This is a genomic window from Saprospira grandis (assembly GCF_027594745.1).
In the GTDB taxonomy this organism is placed as follows: domain Bacteria; phylum Bacteroidota; class Bacteroidia; order Chitinophagales; family Saprospiraceae; genus Saprospira; species Saprospira grandis.
The window spans coordinates 351,238-368,313 of the sequence record NZ_CP110854.1; the positions used below are offsets into that span (position 1 = coordinate 351,238).

12 protein-coding genes are annotated in these 17,076 nt (G+C 45.1%); 5 read left to right on the top strand and 7 right to left on the bottom strand.

Annotation, left to right across the window (positions count from 1 at the left end):
- Positions 1 to 250: 250 nt before the first annotated feature.
- Positions 251 to 3,406, bottom strand: a complete 3,156-nt coding sequence (locus OP864_RS01365) for an AsmA family protein (RefSeq protein ID WP_270099525.1) — start codon at positions 3,404 to 3,406, stop codon at positions 251 to 253.
- Positions 3,407 to 3,899: 493 nt separating this feature from the next.
- Between OP864_RS01365 and OP864_RS01370 the strand changes: the two genes are divergently transcribed.
- From OP864_RS01370 to OP864_RS01380, 3 genes are all read left to right on the top strand, one after another.
- Positions 3,900 to 4,328, top strand: a complete 429-nt coding sequence (locus OP864_RS01370; protein ID WP_270099526.1) for a DUF4296 domain-containing protein — start codon at positions 3,900 to 3,902, stop codon at positions 4,326 to 4,328.
- Positions 4,329 to 4,436: 108 nt separating this feature from the next.
- The gene (locus OP864_RS01375) at positions 4,437 to 4,796 is read left to right on the top strand and encodes a HesB/IscA family protein (protein WP_270099527.1); all 360 of its coding nucleotides are present in this window, start codon (positions 4,437 to 4,439) and stop codon (positions 4,794 to 4,796) included.
- A gap of 233 nt (positions 4,797 to 5,029) precedes the next feature.
- Positions 5,030 to 6,748: a T9SS type A sorting domain-containing protein gene (locus OP864_RS01380; protein ID WP_270099528.1), complete on the top strand. Its 1,719-nt coding sequence runs from the start codon at positions 5,030 to 5,032 to the stop codon at positions 6,746 to 6,748.
- A 307-nt stretch (positions 6,749 to 7,055) separates the two neighbouring features.
- On the opposite strand, the gene OP864_RS01385 is transcribed toward OP864_RS01380, so the two are convergent.
- From OP864_RS01385 to OP864_RS01395, 3 genes are all read right to left on the bottom strand, one after another.
- Positions 7,056 to 7,280 carry a cupin domain-containing protein gene (locus tag OP864_RS01385; protein ID WP_270099529.1) on the bottom strand — a complete coding sequence of 75 codons (225 nt, stop codon included), beginning with the start codon at positions 7,278 to 7,280 and terminating at the stop codon, positions 7,056 to 7,058.
- 85 nt (positions 7,281 to 7,365) lie between these two features.
- The gene (locus OP864_RS01390) at positions 7,366 to 7,719 is read right to left on the bottom strand and encodes a cyclophilin-like fold protein (RefSeq protein ID WP_270099530.1); all 354 of its coding nucleotides are present in this window, start codon (positions 7,717 to 7,719) and stop codon (positions 7,366 to 7,368) included.
- A 3-nt stretch (positions 7,720 to 7,722) separates the two neighbouring features.
- A complete protein-coding gene (locus OP864_RS01395; RefSeq protein ID WP_270099531.1) occupies positions 7,723 to 8,292 on the bottom strand; it encodes a sugar O-acetyltransferase in 570 nt (189 codons plus the stop codon).
- 112 nt (positions 8,293 to 8,404) lie between these two features.
- On the opposite strand from OP864_RS01395, the gene OP864_RS01400 reads away from it, so the two are divergent.
- Both OP864_RS01400 and OP864_RS01405 read left to right on the top strand, forming a co-directional pair.
- Positions 8,405 to 8,965, top strand: coding sequence for a hypothetical protein (locus tag OP864_RS01400; protein WP_270099532.1), 561 nt, complete (start codon positions 8,405 to 8,407; stop codon positions 8,963 to 8,965).
- Positions 8,966 to 8,977: 12 nt separating this feature from the next.
- Entirely contained in the window at positions 8,978 to 9,901 is a 924-nt protein-coding gene (locus tag OP864_RS01405; protein ID WP_270099533.1) for a LytTR family DNA-binding domain-containing protein, read from the top strand.
- 307 nt (positions 9,902 to 10,208) lie between these two features.
- Here the strand turns inward: OP864_RS01405 and OP864_RS01410 are convergent, their stop codons facing one another.
- The 3 genes from OP864_RS01410 to OP864_RS01420 all read right to left on the bottom strand — a co-directional run bounded on the left by OP864_RS01410 (position 10,209) and on the right by OP864_RS01420 (position 16,520).
- Entirely contained in the window at positions 10,209 to 11,474 is a 1,266-nt protein-coding gene (locus tag OP864_RS01410; protein WP_349294440.1) for a serine hydrolase domain-containing protein, read from the bottom strand.
- Between the two features lie 228 nt (positions 11,475 to 11,702).
- On the bottom strand, positions 11,703 to 12,593 hold the full coding sequence (locus tag OP864_RS01415) for a hypothetical protein (protein WP_270099534.1): 891 nt from the start codon (positions 12,591 to 12,593) through the stop codon (positions 11,703 to 11,705).
- A 258-nt stretch (positions 12,594 to 12,851) separates the two neighbouring features.
- Positions 12,852 to 16,520: an AAA family ATPase gene (locus OP864_RS01420; RefSeq protein ID WP_270099535.1), complete on the bottom strand. Its 3,669-nt coding sequence runs from the start codon at positions 16,518 to 16,520 to the stop codon at positions 12,852 to 12,854.
- Between the last annotated feature and the right edge of the window lie 556 nt (positions 16,521 to 17,076).

The following is a 17,076-nucleotide window of genomic DNA, read 5'->3' on the forward strand; positions in this document are numbered from 1 at the left end:
AATTTACACTTTATTCTAGGAAAGGCCCAATATTTTAGGGCCTTGGCTGGGCGGCGCAGCCGCCTATTGGGCAGGGGCTGGCCCCTGCCCTCTTCGGCTATCGCGAAGCGATGCCTTTTTTGGCTGAGGGATAGTAGCTGGTGGCCGAAGGCCAGACCAAAGCCCGCAGGGCTGCAGGGCCGAGCGAGCAGCGAGCCAGCGCATAGCCCGACCCAGCCGCAGGCTGGGGCAGCCCCAAATCCTCCTCCCCTTACTTCTTCCGCTTAAAGGGATTTTTATTGCCAAAGGGATTTTTCAATTTATCCTGAAGAATCTTGTCGGCTGCTTCTTTGGCCGCCGTCTCAATGCTATCTCGGATGCGTTTGGCCTCTTCGGCAGAGGCGGCCTGAGCGGCCAAGCGCTCGGCCTCTTTACGGGCACGCTCCTTGGCTTCCTCGGCTAGGCGCTCGGCCTCTTTGCGGGCGCGTTCTTCGGCTTCGGCCTGTAGGCGTTCGGCCTCGGCTTTTACTTTTTCCTCGGCCTCGGCCTTGAGTTTTTCGGCCTCTTCTTTTAGGTTGTCCTTAACTTGGTCCCCCATAGATTCGCCAGATTTACCCTCGGCGCCAAGGACCTTGGGACTAAATTTGGGGTTGCTCAAATTGCCCGTAATATCTACGCCAAAGTTGATAAATGCGGCCTCTTCTACCTTGATACCCAGCTTACTAGCCTGACTAGCAAGGAGATTGCCAGCGGCTTGAGTGGCCCCGCCAATTGCCGAATTATCAATCATGGCTTTAGGGACCCGCATCTTGAGGTCGTAGTCCATCCTTTGGTCCAACCCATGGGCCCCGCCAAAGGTCATATCAATTCCCTTTTGGGTAAAGGCAAAAGGCTCTACCATCAGTTTTCCATCCTTAATTTTAAAGAAGTTGCGGGTATTTTGAATCTCGATATTTTCTAGGGCCTTGATGCCCAATTTCTGGCTCAGGCCCTTGAGGGGCGTGCTGCCTTTAAGGACCGCATCAAAGGTTTCTAGCAAGCCCTCGGAGTTGAGGCTGGCCATATCGGGATACAAATTGGGCTCTAAAATCCCGTTGAGGCTAAATTTAGAGTTAAACTTGCCCAACATGCCCTTCATGATGGGCGCAAAAGTGGCCACTAGAGGCACTCCCTCGGCAATTTTGGCAAAATCGAGCTGGGCCACATCATAGGCGAAGTTGAACTTGGGCGCTTTGGGGTCTTGGCTGTTGTATTCTCCGTTTAGGACAATGCTTCCGCCAAAGGCATTACAGCTCAAATTGGTCATTTCTACCTTCTCTTCATAGATGCGGAGGTCGCCAGCCACATTATCCAATTGATAGACATCATAGATAAACTTTTTGAAGCGGGCCTTCATGTGAAAATCAATATTGGCAGGGACCAAAATGGGTTCAAAGGCTGTTTCTGCGGTGCTAGGATCTGCGGGAGCGGGAGCCGCTTCGGGTTCTGTGGCGCTGCCGTCTTCGGTCATGAACTGATTGACATTCATGTAATTAGAGTAGAGGTTCAGTTCCCCTTTGAGCAACTCATTTTTAAAGAGATAGCCAAAAACATTATCCAGCTGGCCATCGGCTTTGATATCTACTTTATTGATAAGCAGCTCAAAGTTGCTCATTTTGGCTCGGCTGGGCGAGAATTTGCCCACGGCCTTCATATTTTTCATTTCATAGACATCATAAACCATTTTATCGCAGCTAAAATCTGCGGCAAAATCCCAGCGGTCAAAGAGTTCATCCTGATTGATGGCCGTAGTGGTATCGGTCATATCGGTAGCGGCCATTTCCTCCTCGGAGGTAGCTGTTGTATCGCCCATTAGCTCGTTGAGATCAAGCAGACGAGAAGTCACTTTAAGTTTTCCGGTCATAATTTTATCGCCAGAAAAATAAGTGAGTAGGTTGTCCAATTTTCCTTGGGCCTGAACATCGCTTTTGCCCATTGTCAGGTCAAAGGCTTGGAGGTCCACATCATTGGGACTAAACAGCATCAACATCTTTTTGATGCGGATATCGGGCATGCCCTCCATCAGGTAAATCATGTTTTCGATGCCTAATTTTCCTTGCATATCGACCTTATCATATTTTTGTTCGGTCACATAAGACATGCGGGTATTGGCTTGGAGTTGGGCCTCGATGAGGCCAGCCATGCTACTGCCTTCCATGGGAAAAGCCTTAGAGAGTTCGGCCAGATTGATTTTTCCTTCTACTGCGCTCTTGATATCGGGGTCGCTCATAGGCGTTTTGAGGAAAAGCGAGGCAGAAAAGGGATTTTGGCCCAATTTGAAGGCAAATTGCTTCAAGTCTACGGTCAACTTATCCAAATCTGAAGAAGGGCTATTGATCTTGAGGTCTACCCCAATATCGCTCACGCCCATGGGCAAATCGGGATATTGAAAGGTCCCATTAGCGGCTTTTAGGGCCATATTAAAGGCGGGATAACTCTTTTCGTTAAAAGTGCCGTTTACCGCTCCGCTCAGACTAAAATCGCCAGAAGTTTTTACGCTTTCAAAGCCCTCGATATAGGCGGCGGGCACCATAGAGAGCAGGCTTGCAAAATTATTATTGGGAGCCGAAAACTTAAGCTCCTTAAAAATAATATCGTCGCCTTTCATGAGTACGGCCCCTTCTGCGCCCAACTTTAGGGCATTAAGTTGAAGTTGGTTATCAAGTAGCGTAAAGCTCATTTCGTCTTCCTTCATGCCCACGCCAATATTGATTTCGGCATCAACCACCGCTTTATTGAGGTAGCTCACGCCATCATAATTGAGTTGGAGCGACTGCATTTGGGTGCTGGTATAAAAATCAAATTGCTCTAGGCTCATATCGCCAGACCCCTTATGATTAAGGCCTTTAATTTGCAAAAAGGCGGCATTGGGCGCATCATCATAAGTCATTTCGCCCTCAATAATTTGGTAAGAGCGGAGCGCAAACTGAAAATCGCTGCTTTCGCTACTGCTCGTTTCTTCTTCGGCGGTGGCGCTGCTATCCGTTTTCATGATATCATAATTGGCCTTTCCATTTTTGAGGACCTTCACATAGAACTTGGGTTCTTCAAAAACCAAGGAGTTCACGGCATAATTGCCCGAAATCACTTGGAAGAGGTTGAGGCGCAGGCTAATGCGTTTGACATCGGCTAGTTTGAGGCCATCAAATTCATCTTGGCCCGTCACTTTGAGGCCCTTGAGATCAAAGGCAAAATTGGGAAAGGTCCAGAGGAGAGAAAGCTCGGTCCCTTCAAAATCTAGGGTCGCATTGAGTTGTTCATTGGCTGCTTCCTTGACCAATTTTTCGATATCCTCTTTAAAAATCATGGGCAGCGTAATAGCGGCCAGCACAAAGAGGATGAGAAAGCTAAACAATCCGATTAGGGAGTACTTTATCCATTTTTTCATACAGTAAGTTTTTTTTTAAAGGTAAAAATTAGGATCTAAAGCAGGGGCTTTAAGGTCATTTTTTTTTGGGGCTGCCCCGCCCTGCGGGCGGGTCGGGCTGTACCGCAGCTCGCAGGTTTGCTCGGCCCTGCAGGCTTTTTCGCTTTGCTTCAAAAGCCTTGGGTCTGCCGCCTTTGGCGGCCCTGCTATCCATCCCTCAGCCGGTCGTCGCTTCGCTCCTCGGCGGCGGCTTCGCCGCCTTATTTGGACCAAAAAATGCTAGCCTTTGGGTTTCATTTGAGCTCCAAAGCTTGTCTGCCTGCTATTTTTTTCTGTACTTTGCTTGGGCCTTTTTAGGCTAGTGCTACTATCTTTTACGGTAGCTTAAAACCCACCGCAACAGTGGTATCGCTTTGCGATGATTTCTTCATGAGGGTTAAAACCCTCATGCGTTTAGCGGCGGCCGACCTAGGCGCAGCCTAGCTGGCCGCGGGCCCCAAAAACAAAAAATAAGATGTTTAAAGTCCTTATCTATAGTAGTTGTTTGTTTCTTTTGTTGGCTTGTTATCGGCCATTAGAGACCGAAACACCCATTTTGGGAGAGCAAGAAATCATTCCTTTTTTGGTGGACCTTCATTTGGCGGAGGCCAAGCTAGCGGAATATAATAGTTTGACTATTTTGGCCAAAGATAGTTTAGCGGCCGAGCAATATGCCACTCTCTTTCAGATTCACCAGATTGCCCCCACTGATTTTCAGCAGAGCATGCAGGCCTATATGGGCAATCCCGAGGCGTTGCAGCAGCTCTATGAAAAAGTAGTAGAGGCCCTATTGGCGCATGAGTTGAAACATAGTGAGCGGACTAAGAAAGGCAAAAAACGCTCGGCGACAGAAGCCATAAAACGAATAGAGCAAGTTCGGGACAGTAGCAAAAAAGAAAACTAAGGGAGCTTAAACTCTTTTTGGGGCTGGGCTGTTAAGATATTGTCTAAATAAACAGCCAAATTCAGAAAAAAGCCTTAGCTTTGTTGGCTATAAACTACATTGAATTCTATGTCTACAGAAAAAAATACCCCTCAGATGGAAAACCCAATTGTATTGACGGATGGGGCCGTAAAACAGCTCCTTAGAATTAAGGAAAACGAGAACATTGCCGAGGGCCATGGTTTGCGCGTGGGCGTAAAGGGTGGCGGTTGTGCTGGTTTCTCTTATATTTTGGGCTTTGATGAAAAAGGCGCCGATGATGATGAATTTGTGATTAATGGCATTACGGTATTTATGGACCGGGCCCATGCGATTTACCTCCTCGGCATTGAGATTGATTTTCAGGATGGCTTAAACAACAGAGGATTTACCTTTAACAACCCCAATGCTGAAGAAACCTGTGGTTGTGGCACCTCTTTTTCGGCTTAAGTAATAATACTTATTCCGTCCAAAGAAGCTAGCAATTTTATTGCTAGCTTCTTTTTTTTGTGACATTGAATCTAAATATATTGAAAATCAACATGCTTAATTTTAACACTATATTTTTAAACATTAGTTGTTGATACAAGGATAAATAGAGGCGAAAGCGCTAGTTTTGGGAAGCTAAAAGAAACCACTATAGTAGTACACTTTTTTTTTATTTACCATTTTTAATTTTCAAAATGAGATTAAATTTATTGCTTTTGTTCGGGCTATTGCTTTATTTTCCTACTTGCATTTATGCTCAATGGGTACAAGTAGGTTCAGACATTGAGGGGCAGGCGGCCCGGGAATACTCTGGTCGTTCTGTAGCCTTAAGTGATGATGGGCAAATTTTTGCTGTGGCCACCCCATCTAATGAGGGAGCGGCTATATTTCGGGGTTATGTGGATGTTTATCAATTGGTCAATGGTGTTCGGCAGCAGTTGGGGCAGCGCATTTATGGCGAGGGCAGCAACGATCATGCTGGGCATGAGATTAGTTTGAGTGGAGATGGCAGTCGTTTGGCCATTTCGGCCCCCTACAATGATGCTTCGGGCACAGATGCTGGGCATGTTCGGGTGTATGAGTATGATGCTATTAACAGTAGCTGGGTACAGCTAGGTACCGACATTGATGGTTTGGCTGCTGGAGATCAGTTTGGCAGCGCCGTTTGTTTGAGTTACAATGGCAATGCAGTAGCTATTGGTGCTATGAACAATGATGCTGGGGGGACCGATGCGGGTCAGCTTAGTGTTTTTAGTTTTCAGAATGGGGCTTGGGTGCTTACTGGGCAGCGCATTTCTGGTGCAGCAGCGGGTTATGGCCTCGGTTTTTCGGTCAGTATCAATGATGCAGGCAGCCGAGTAGCGGTTGGTGGTCGTTTGGCTGATGGCAATGGGACCAATGCTGGTGAAGTTCGTGTTTTTGATAATTTGAATGGGACTTGGACCCAAGTTGGGCAGACGATTTTGGGCGCTGCGGCAGGTGATTATATGGGCAACACGGTAACCTTTGATAAAGATGGCTCTACCTTGGCGGTTGGGGCTCCTTTAAATGACGCCAATGGAACAGATGCGGGTGTTATTCAGGTCTTCAAATTGCAAGGCGGCAGCTGGGTCCAAATGGGCCAAGATTTGTTGGGTGCTCGTGCTGGCGACAAAAATGGTTCATCAGTTTCGCTCACTAGCGATGGCTTGATGATTTCTACTGGGGCCATTGGCAATGATGATAATGGCTCGGATGCAGGACATAGCCGGGTATATCGCTATGACAATACTCAGAGCAGTTGGGTACAATATGGGCAGAGCATTAATGGGCAATCGGCCAATAGTTTGTCGGGTTTTTGTACTCGTTTGAGTACCAATGGCCAATACCTGATTGTGGGTGCGCCTTACAATGATGATAACGGAGTAGAATCTGGACAAAGTCGGCTATTTAGATACAACTGCGCGGCCAACCTAGACCTTAGCATCAGCCAATCGGGCAACGACCTCATTGCCAATCAGGCCAATGCTTCTTATCAGTGGCAGAGCTGTAACTTTGGAAGCATTTCTGGGGCAAATGGACAGAGCTTTAGCCCCTTGAGTAATGGATATTATTCGGTCATCATCTCTCAGAATGGTTGTGTAGATACCTCTAGCTGCTACTCTTTTATTTTGAGTAATACTAGCGAAAGCGAACTAGCCGCCAAAGACTTAAGAGTATTTCCCAACCCTAGTCAAGGGCAGTTCATTATCCAAACGCCTCAGATAGAAGTGGTTCGCTTATACAATAGTTTGGGGCAGCTGGTTTTCGCCAAGCACTACCAAAATGAAAGTCAAGTTGAGCTAAATCTTCAGCAACTTCCCGCTGCCATTTACCTACTAGAGGTAAATACCGCTTTGGGCAAACGAACGCAGAAGGTAATTTTGAGTAAATAATCCTTCTATAAGCATAGAGAAGAGTGCTTAGGCCTTTGCCTAAGCACTCTTTTTTTATAAAAAAGAGTTGGCCCATAATGGACCAACTCTAATTCAAATGGGCATTTTCTATAGGTTATTTTTCTGCCTGGCTGTACTGCTCTTCGTTTACGGCCTCCATCCAGTCTACAATTCCTTTTTCTACATTAGGAACGATGTAGAGCTGTTGTAAGCCAGTATTTGCGCTGGCGCCATGCCAGTGTTTTACATTGGGTGGACATTTAACGACATCTCCCTTTTTGATGATTTCGATTTCGCCACCTTCAATTTAGTGGTAGCCCACTCCATCGGTGATGATTAGAATTTGGCCTGCGGGATGGCTGTGCCAATTGCTACGAGCGCCGGGCTCAAAGTAAACATTTCCGACAGCGGTGGTAAATACATCATCGGGGGCAACTAGGCCGTAATTATAGGCATTTCCGGTAAAAACCTCAGCGGGACCTTTTTGGCCCTGCGGGAAAATGGCTTCTACTTTTTTTGCATTATTTTCCATCTGTTCTTCTTTTATGGTTGGTTCTTGACAAGCCGTAAATATGCTTGCCAGAATCAGAAATTGAAAAAAATATTGGGGGTTCTCATTAGTGTATAAGTTGAAAATCAAAATAAATATCGTCTATGCTGGACCAACTTTGGGCAGGCTCATGAACTTGGCCCAAAAGCAGCAGTCCGTCGGCATAGCGAAAATCTTTATAAAAGAGGCAAAGGTTGCCCCAAGGAGCATAATAGCAGAGCTCCCCGGCTCTGGCGGCATGACCGCCTAGCGCTTGAGCGCTTTGTAGTTTTTTGGGCCGGCGCATAATTTTTTCGCAGCCCGCATAATCTTCTACCAACAATTGCTTTAGTGGAAGTTCTTGGCTCAATGCGTTGGCCCAGGCATTATCAAATAATCGTCCGTGGAGCATAAAGCGCTCATTGACTAATTGGAATTGCATAATTTAGACTTTTGGAATTGACTTAATAACTTTGGCGGGACAGCCAGCCACCACCACATAATCGGGAACATCTTTGGTTACTACTGCGCCGGCGGCAACGATAGAATATTGCCCCACTGTTACTCCAGCTAAAATGCAGGCATTGGCGCCAATCCAAGCATTTTTTTTAATATGAATGGGAGCCGTTTTCATACTTTGTCTTTGACTGGGGGCTATAGGGTGTCCTTCAGATGTAAGGCAAACATTTGGTCCAATCATGACATCATTATCAATGCGGATGCCGCCCAGATCTAGGAAAGAACAATTGTGATTGATAAAAACCCCTTCGCCCAACTGGATGTTTCCTCCATAGTTCGTATGGAAAGGAGTAAAAACGCAGCTATTCTCGGCCATTTTTTGGCCCGTGATTTTTTCCCAGAGTTCTTGGATTTCCTCATCTTTGATGGCTCGATTCATCTTGCGAATAAGTTGGCGTTTTTCTTTGCAGGCATGGCCTAGCTCTGCAAAACCTGCATCCGAATGTGGAATTATTTCTCCGCTTTTAAGCCGATCTAAAATAGTTTTATTCTTCATTAGACTACCTTTGTATTTGATAATAGGACAAAGATAGTTAGGCTTTCGATCAGCAAACAATGCTTTTCAAAGTAATACTTAATAGATAGGGCCTTTGGTCCAAATAAATCAGATGATGACCATAATGAAAAACTTAGTCGTTTACTTTTTTTTGGCCCTAGGCCTTCTTGCTTGTCAAACAGAAGAAAAACTGGCCCAAAAAGGAGCCGAATATTTTAATCTACCCGCTTATTTTAAGGCAGAAGCCCAACGCTTGAAAGAAGAAGCGCCAGCTTACCAAAAAGTAATTTGGGCCAAGGGAGAAATAGATAGTATACCTGGAGAAACCCTAGATTGGGAAAAAGAGCTGGCCATTTTTGGTCGAGAGCAGCTACATGAGCCAGCTGTGCGAGAAGATTACCAAAGAGATAGTATTGTTTTAGAAAATGGCTATGAGATTCGCTATCAAAGTTTGATAGAAAAGCGTAATTTACAGCGTTTAGTCCTTGAATATGGTCCAAAAAAGGAGTTGCAAAGCTTGCGGTTAAGTCTAAGCCAAAACAATACGGTATATGCGGGCCAAAGCGAGCTAACTTATTGGCCCAAAAAGGGCTATCAGTTACATAAGGACCAAAAAGTAGTTGCTTTTGACTCTGCCCAATATCGTCTCCACCTCCATTTTCTGGCCCATTAAGTTTTTCTGTTTATGTTTCCCTTATTTCGGCAGCCCTCGGCTTTGCGCGAATCACTTTCTTATCAGCTTGGGTTTAGCCTTTTTTTGGGGCTAGTGGTCACTCTTGTGGTGCATAGCCAAATGCCCGATAGTCCGGTTTCGGCTTATCGGGAGTGGGCGGATGCTGCCATTTGTGGACTTACGGCTATTTTGGTTTTTAGTGGGCAGCTCAGCATTTTGCCTTATTTGTTTGGCAGTTGGTTTAGTCCGGACCGTTGGACAATTGGCCGAGATTTGCTGTTTAGTAGCTGGGTGTTTTTTGTGGTGGGGGTCGTCAATTCGCTAATGCTGGTTTATTTGGGCTGGATGCAGTTTCAGTGGTCTGGCTTTTTTTGGCAGCAGTTTTTACAATTGGCTTGGGGCCTCCCTCCTATTAGTTTGATGGTGGTTTGGCGCAATCAGAAGTATGCGGCCTTAAATATGGCTTGGTCCAAACAGATTGAAGAAAAAATTGAGGAGCGAGGCAGTTTGGCCCTAGGCCCTGGCCCCGAGCTGCTGCGCTTGCAAGCGGCCCAAAGGCCTTTGGGTTTGCCCGCTCCCCAAAAACGAGAAGGGCCCAAGTTGTTGGTTTATCATCAGGGAGCGGCCAAGAGCATTTTTTTAGAAGATATTTTGGCGCTTTATAGCCAAAAGGGAGAATTGGAGATTTATTGGGCCGAAGCCGAACAACTGGCTTACATAAAAGTGCAAATGCGGCTAAAAGACACCCAAGAAGCCCTGGCCCAACAAACTATTTTGCATCGGGTGCACCGTTTTTATTGGGCCAATTTGGCCCGAGTAACCGCCACCGAAAGTAATGCAAGACATATTTTACTCTCTTTGCCGCAGTTGCCACAAAGCATTCCCGTTTCTAAAACTTATAGAAAAGCCGTACAAGATTATTTTGAGATGGATTAGCGCTGGCCATTAAAGGGCCGAAGGCCCGCCGGCCTAGCGATGTGCAGCAGTGGCCGAAGGCCAGACCTAGCAAAAAACTTGTTTTTTTGCGCAGGGCCGAGCGAACAGCGAGCTGCGGAACGTAGCGCCGAGGAGCGAAGCGAGGCGGAGGCCCCAAAACAGCAGCGAGCTGCGACAACAAGAACTTTAGTTCGTCTTCGATGACCAAAGGGAGTAAACGTAGCGCCGCAAGGCGAAGCCGCAGCGATAACAAAGACTTTAGTCTGCAGTTCGACGACTGAAAGGAGTAACGCCCCAAAAACATCCCCTAATCTTTACAAGCATTCATTTTTTTGCTTATCATTTCTTGGCGTTCTGGCGCCAGATTCATGGCTTTTTTATAGATTTTTTTAGCGGCCTTGCATTTTCCCTGGGCCGCTAAGTTTTCAGCTTGAATAACGCAAGCTTCCCAATCTTCGGGCAAAATTTTGTACATAATATTACTGAGCGGGCCGCTAGCCGCATAATTTTTTTGGCCATAATGATAGCGCTCCAACCAATAAATATCGAGCAAATCCTCTTGGCTATCGTCCATTTTGTTTTTCCAATACCATTTTTCTAGGTTTTTGAAGTCGCCCGCCTCAATTTTTTCGGCCAAATCATAGGCTAAATTGCGCTGCGGCTCCTCCAATTCCATTTTTGGATAAATGTAGGCCAGCGCAATATCATCGGCCAATTGTAGGGAGTTGCTCAGCAGCACTACGCCCTTGCCGTTGGTTTTATTATAGGCCATGATGCTAGAATAACTGCCCGTGAGGCCCGTCTGCATGAGGATTTCAGTCTCTTCATCAGGTCGATAAATAAACCAACCGCCTTTGTAATAAAGTTTTCCTTGGCCCAAATCATCCAGGCCAGTAGGAATCGCATCCTCCACCCAACCGGGCTGAAATAAAATATTATGTTCAATTTGGTAGCTCAAAAAAGTGGCTAAATCTTCGGTCGAACTCCAAAGTCCACCCGCATAGCGACTAGGACCAGAAAATTCCCAACTTGCACTCGGTACGCCCAAATTTCGAGGCGCTACGGCCTCGGCAGTGGGACCAAAATGCGTATTTTTCAGCTTGGCTTTTTTAAAAACCGATTGCAGGAGTTGCTCATAGCTTTGCGCTGTTTGCTGCTCTATAATTTGGCCCAAAATCATATAGCTCCAGTTAGAATAGGCCCATTGCCCCATTTCATAGGGCTCCCAATCCCTCAATTCCTGCCACATTTTTTTTTCGCTATAATCTTGATAGGGGTTGGCCCAATTGGCCGGCGAAAAATTAGGCGATAAACGAGGGATGCCCGCCTGATGCTGCAGTAAATCTAAAGGCCGAATTTCTTCCAAATATTGATTATCGACTTTCGGAAGCAGCTCCGATAAAGGCTGCCGAAGTTTTTTGCCCAATAAATGCAAGGCCAATTCTGCCGTGAAGGTTTTGCTCAACGAACCAATTTCGTACTGGCTTTTTTCCGTGATTTCAGGGCCCCCAAAGTTCCGATAAGCAAACGGCCCCTCAGGATATATTAAAGCGACAGAAATGGCCGGATTGATTTTTTCTTGCTACCGTCTCCGCATTTCTGCCTCTAAAATCTCTTCTGCTTGCGCCCAAATTGAGCCCGACAAGCCCATGAACAAGAGTAATACACTGAGTTTTTGCATAATCTATTCGTTTTTGTACCCTATGAAGCTAGCTTATTTTTTTGGCCCAAGAAAAAATAAAATAAAAAAAGCCAACTCCTTTTGAGAGTTGGCTTTTTGGCTAGGCTAAAAAAATTTGACTTAGATATAGTCGTAAATTTGTTCTACCGTTACATTTTCGGCCGGAATTTTCGTGACTTCAGAAATCACTCGATCTTTTCCATCTTCAATTCTTAGCAAATCAGAAAATAGCTCGCCTTCTACATATTCTTTTTGTGTAAAGCGAACGGCAACTTCTTCCGCATTATATTCCTGTGTCAACTCAATTTTGCTATCGGTCAACAAATATTCTACTTCATTATAAATCAGTTGGCCTTTTTCATTGTATTTGGGCTGCTGCACATCCGCCATTTGTAGGTCGGGCGCCTCCCCTTCTTCTTCCAACATGACATAATGCGCTACTTTTTTGGGCAAGTTGCTGCCTTCGGCATACTCAAAACGATGTTCGCCTTCCAACTCATCGCCAAAAAGCTCAGTAATTTTAAGCAAACGCTCGCCTTCCCAATCCAAAAGGACATAGCTAGTGGGCTCATCAGAAGGAAAAACTTCTTGCACCACTTTAACTAGTTGGCCCGCCTCATTATAAAAATAGCTGTCGGTATCTTTGCCGCCTTCTTGCAGATCAGAAAAAACAGACTGCAGAATTTGGCCCGCTTCATTATAAGTAATCAACCAATGGCCAGCTTCTTCGCCCTCCTGTACATTAAGTACCTCATGTTGGTTGGCCGCGGGATAATTATGCTGATATTCTTCCATCAATTCATTATCTGGACCAAAATGGCGCACGACTTTGCTGCGGCCTTCTTCATCATAAAGCACTTCTTCGCTCAAAAACTCAATTTCTTGCTCCGCTCGCTGCATCCGCGTTTTTACTTGCAATTTTTTTGCATTTTGTTTCGGATTCTTGGGCATCAAGTCAATAGAACTAAATTCTTGCACCAAATAATTGGGATTCTTTTTTTCGCTGCTCATTTTCTAATATTAAAGATGATGATGATTTTTTTTTGGGGCCTCCGCAGCTTCGCTGCGGCGCTATGTTTACTCCCTATGGTCGTCGAACTGGCGCCCCTATAGGGGCTGGTTGTCGGGGCTCGCTGCTCGCTCGGCCCTGCAGTTTTTTCGCTTCGCTCAAAAACTTTGGTCTGGCCTACGGCCACCCCTACACATCGCTAGGCCAAGGCTCGCTTCGCTCGCCTTCTGCTGTTTAAAGCGCAAAGGTAAAATAAGTTCTTAAACAATTTGCAATTCGCTGCGGCCTTCTCCTTTTTTCTGCAATTGAATTTGGCAGGGAATTCTTTCCTTGAGCAATTCTAAATGAGAAATTAAGCCGATGCGTTTGCCTTCATGCTCCAATCGCTCCAATAATTGCAAGGCAAATCCCAATGTTTCTTGATCTAAGGTCGCAAAACCTTCATCTATAAATAAAGATTGCATTTGTTGTTTGGCCGATAAATTAGAGAGGGCCAAAGCCAGGGCTAGGCTGCACAAAAAAGTTTCTCCGCCAGAAAGTGTAGAGAGTGGCCGCTTAGATCCAGCCTGAAAAGCATCAATGACGTTAATATTTAAGCTGTCGTAGCTTTCTTTTTCCAATTCGTAGCGATTTTGCGCAAAACTTCTCAAATGTTGGTTGGCATAATAGAGAAGTCGCTCCAAAGAAATGGCATTAGCAATATCTCTAAACTTTTTCCCATCAGCGCTACCAATTTCATTTTTAAGTAAAATCCAGCGGTCGGTTTCTTTTTCTTGTTTTTTATGGGCCAACTGTATGCGCTTTACTTTTTTCTCCTGCTCTTTTTGTCGGTCCAATCGCTCTAAGGTACGCCCAATTTCGGCTTGTTCTTCCTTGATTATTTTTTGCAGCCGCTCTTTTTCGGCCAAATAATCGGCTAAGGGGGACAAATTGGGCCAATTTTCGGCTATATTTTTTGCCTGCAGCTCTAACTGCTCCGCTCGATCATCCAAACGCAATTTTTCTTGGGCCGCTTTTTCCTTGGCCTCGGCAATAGTGGCCGCTTTTTTAGCAGGCAAAAGCGCCTGCGATAATTTTTCCAGGTTTTCAAAACCTAACTGCCCAGCCAAATCGGCTAATTTTAAACGCAATTCGGCTTCCTCTTTTTCATTGCCCTGCAATTGCTGCCCCAACTGCCGCAAGCCTCCTTTTAAAGCCTCTTTTTCGCTTTGTAGCTGGGCCAATAAAGTTTGTGCTTTTTTCTCGGCTTTTCTCAATTGAGCCAATTGCTCGACAAATTTTTTGCGGGCTTTTTCTGCCTGCAAATCGCCAAACTGCTCTTTTCGCTGCTTTTCTAACTGCAATAAGGCCGCTTTTTCAGCCAATTGCTTTTCTTTTTGTTCCTCTCTCTCTTTTTGGCAACGCTGCAAATCTTTGCTCGATTTTTCCCAATTTACCGCCATAATGGCCAGTTCTTGTTGCAATTTTTGCGCTTGCTCCAATAAAGCCTGATAATTTTTGTAGTCGCTTTTTAAAACCGCAATTTCTTGCTTGAGCTGTTTGGAGCTCGACAATTCCCTGCCCAATTGGGCCAAAGCCGATTGCGCCTGTTGCAATATTTTTTGGTCTTGCTCTAGCTTTTCTGCTAGTTCTGCCTCCAATTGCGCCAAGCTTTCGAGTATTTTTTCTTTTTGCTGCTCTTTTTCTGCATAATTATTTTTTGTGGCCTTCTTTTTTTCGGCCAAAATGGCCCACTTGTGCTGAATGTCCACTAATAATTTGAGTTGCTTTGTTTTTTGCGCTTGCTCTTCGCCAAAAAGTTGATAAAGCGCCTGCAATTCTGCAAGCTCTAAAGTTTTTAAGTTTTTTTCGGACCAATTCAATTGAGGCAAGGCATCTAGTTTGGCCCACAATTGCTCTACCGATTGATTCAGGCTTTCTTTTTCCTGCTCCAATCGCTTTAAACGATCGGCCAAAACAGAACTTTTTTGTTCCAATTTGCTCTGCGCCGATTGAATTTCTTGCTGTTTTGCTTTTAATTCGACCAAACGCTGCTGTTCGGCCTGCAATTCTTTTTGCTTGCCTTCTTGGTCAAAGGCTTCATGCGCATGCGGATGTTCTGTAGATCCGCAAAGTGCACAGGCTTTTCCCTCTTCTAAATATTGGCGATATTGGGCCGCCCCCATTTGTTGCTTGAGCAATTCACAAAGGCGTTCTTGAGAAGCAATATGTTTTTGCAGATCGGTCAAACGCTCTTTGTTTCTGGCCTCATTTTCTTGCAGGGGCTGTAATTCTTCTTCATTTTTTGTTTTCTCGGCCAAAGTTTTGGCCAATTGCTCTTCCGCTTGCTGAATCCCCTTGCGCAAATCGATATGTTCTTGCCAAGGCCCTTGAATTTCTTGGGCCTGAGCCAAATCTTTTTCCAAAAGCGTCTTTTTGGGAAGCAGCTCCGCTAAACTTAGTTCTTCTTTGGCCAAAGCTTCTGAAAGGGCTTGCTCTTCCTTGACTTCTTCGGCTAATTTATTTTTAAGTTGTTCTAATTGTTGCTCTAAGTCTTTTTTGGCCTTTTTTTGCTTTTTTTCTTCGGCTCGCTGCGCATTTCCGGCCTTATGCAATTGCTCAATTTCTTGGGCCAAGGCCTGCAATTCTTCAATAATTTCTGGACTATCGGCCAGGGCGGCCTGTTCTTTTTGGGCCAAAGCTATAGTGGCCGCTTTTTGCTCGCTTTTTTCTTTTTGCTTGGCCAATTGGTCCTGTTCTGCGGCTTGTTTTTTTTCTTGGGCCAATATTTTTTCTAGGGCTGCTTCTGTTTCGGCCAATTTTTTTTGCGCAAATTTAATTTCCTGATCCAAGCGTTCACAGGCCTGCCATTGCGCCTGCAAATCATTTTCTTGGGCCTCTTCTTCGGCTAGTTTTTGGGTCAATTCTTTTAAAACAGTAGCTTCTTTGGCCAAAGCATTTTCTTTTTCGGCCAATTGCTGTTCATCTTTTGTTTGCTGGACCAAAAGCGCCTTAATTTCTGTCTCCAACTGGCTTAGGCGCTTCAATTCGCCCCCAGCTTTTTCGGCCTTTTGGTGTTGGGCCAATAAAAAATGTTCTGGCTCTTGGGCCGCCCAATTTTTAGCCCAACTTGCTTTTTGTTGCTGCAATTCGAGCAAGGCAGTTTCGCATTCTTTTTTTTGCTCGGCCAATTTAATTTGCCCCTCTAGTTCCTTTACTTTTTGCTGTCGCTCTTCTGCTTCGGCCTTTTTTTGGGCCAAAGCCGTTTCTAGGGCCAATAATTCTTCTGCCGATAATAAATCAACGGCCTGCAATTGCTTTTCTAATGCTTCTAGCTTTTCTTTTTCCTCTTTTGCTTTTTGAAATGCGGCTTTAGAAATTTCGCTATACTGCTCTGCGGAGGTAATGCGGGCCAAAATATCTGAGCGATTTTCTTTGTCGCGCAAAAAGGCAATAAAATCGCCTTGGGCCAAAAGCACCGAGCGACAAAAGCCTTCAAAACTGAGCCCATCTAAAAGTTCTTCTATTTTTTTATGGAATTCTCTTTTTTTAGTGGCTAAAATAGGTTTTTGTTTTTCCGAAATAATTTGCACCAATCGTTGCTTGGGCAGCTCCAATTTTCCGTTTCTATTGATGCGCACTGTCCACTCTGCGCGATAAACTCCGCCCTTGGCCGAAAACTCTAAGGCCGAAAAAGCATTTTTTTGGCCTTTAGAAATCATATTGCTTTCTTTTCCGTGGTCGCTTCCTTGCGTACCACTAAAACGGGCGGCTTTTCCATAAAGCGCCAAAGTCATGGCATCTAATAAAGTTGTTTTTCCAGAGCCTGTTGGTCCAGCAATTAAAAAAAGACTGTGCTCTTTTAAAGGCGCCGCTTCAAAATCAATGCAAATGGGCTCTTCTGCTTGTAAAGAGTTAATATTTTGGATATAGAGTTTTAGGATCTTCATGTACAACTTGGCTAAATAAAATAGAATGTTCCAAGTTACGGACTTTCGCTTGTGCAGAAAAACTGTAGCGGCATTAAAAGGCTTTGTTTTTTTGAAGTTTTTTTTGGGGCTGCCCCTGCGCTTCGCTTGGGTCGGGCTATGTCGCAGCTCGCAGGTCTGCTCGGCCCTGCGTTTTTTTTCGCTGCGCTCAAAAAAACTGGGTCTGGCCTTCGGCCACTGCTATCTATCCCTCAGCCGCTCATCTAATTTTTTTAGTCCATTTTTTTTTCTTCGGCGGTTAGAGGTGGTTGTTGTTTTGTTTCCCATAAAATTCATAGGAACCCTAGGGCCAAGGCCCTAGGCTAAGAAAAAAATTGTCATCCCCTCATACGAGGGGATTTTTCTTGGCGGTTGTTGTTGGGGGGCTGTTGTTTTAAAGTTTTTTTGGACCAGTGGGTTAAAACCCACAGCAAGAAGGGAGGACATTCTACATCCAATAAAATGAGCCGATGGTTAAAACCATCGGCTCCTAAAAAATTAAACTAAAAACCGTTTCCTTTTTCGGGGCGGTTGTTTT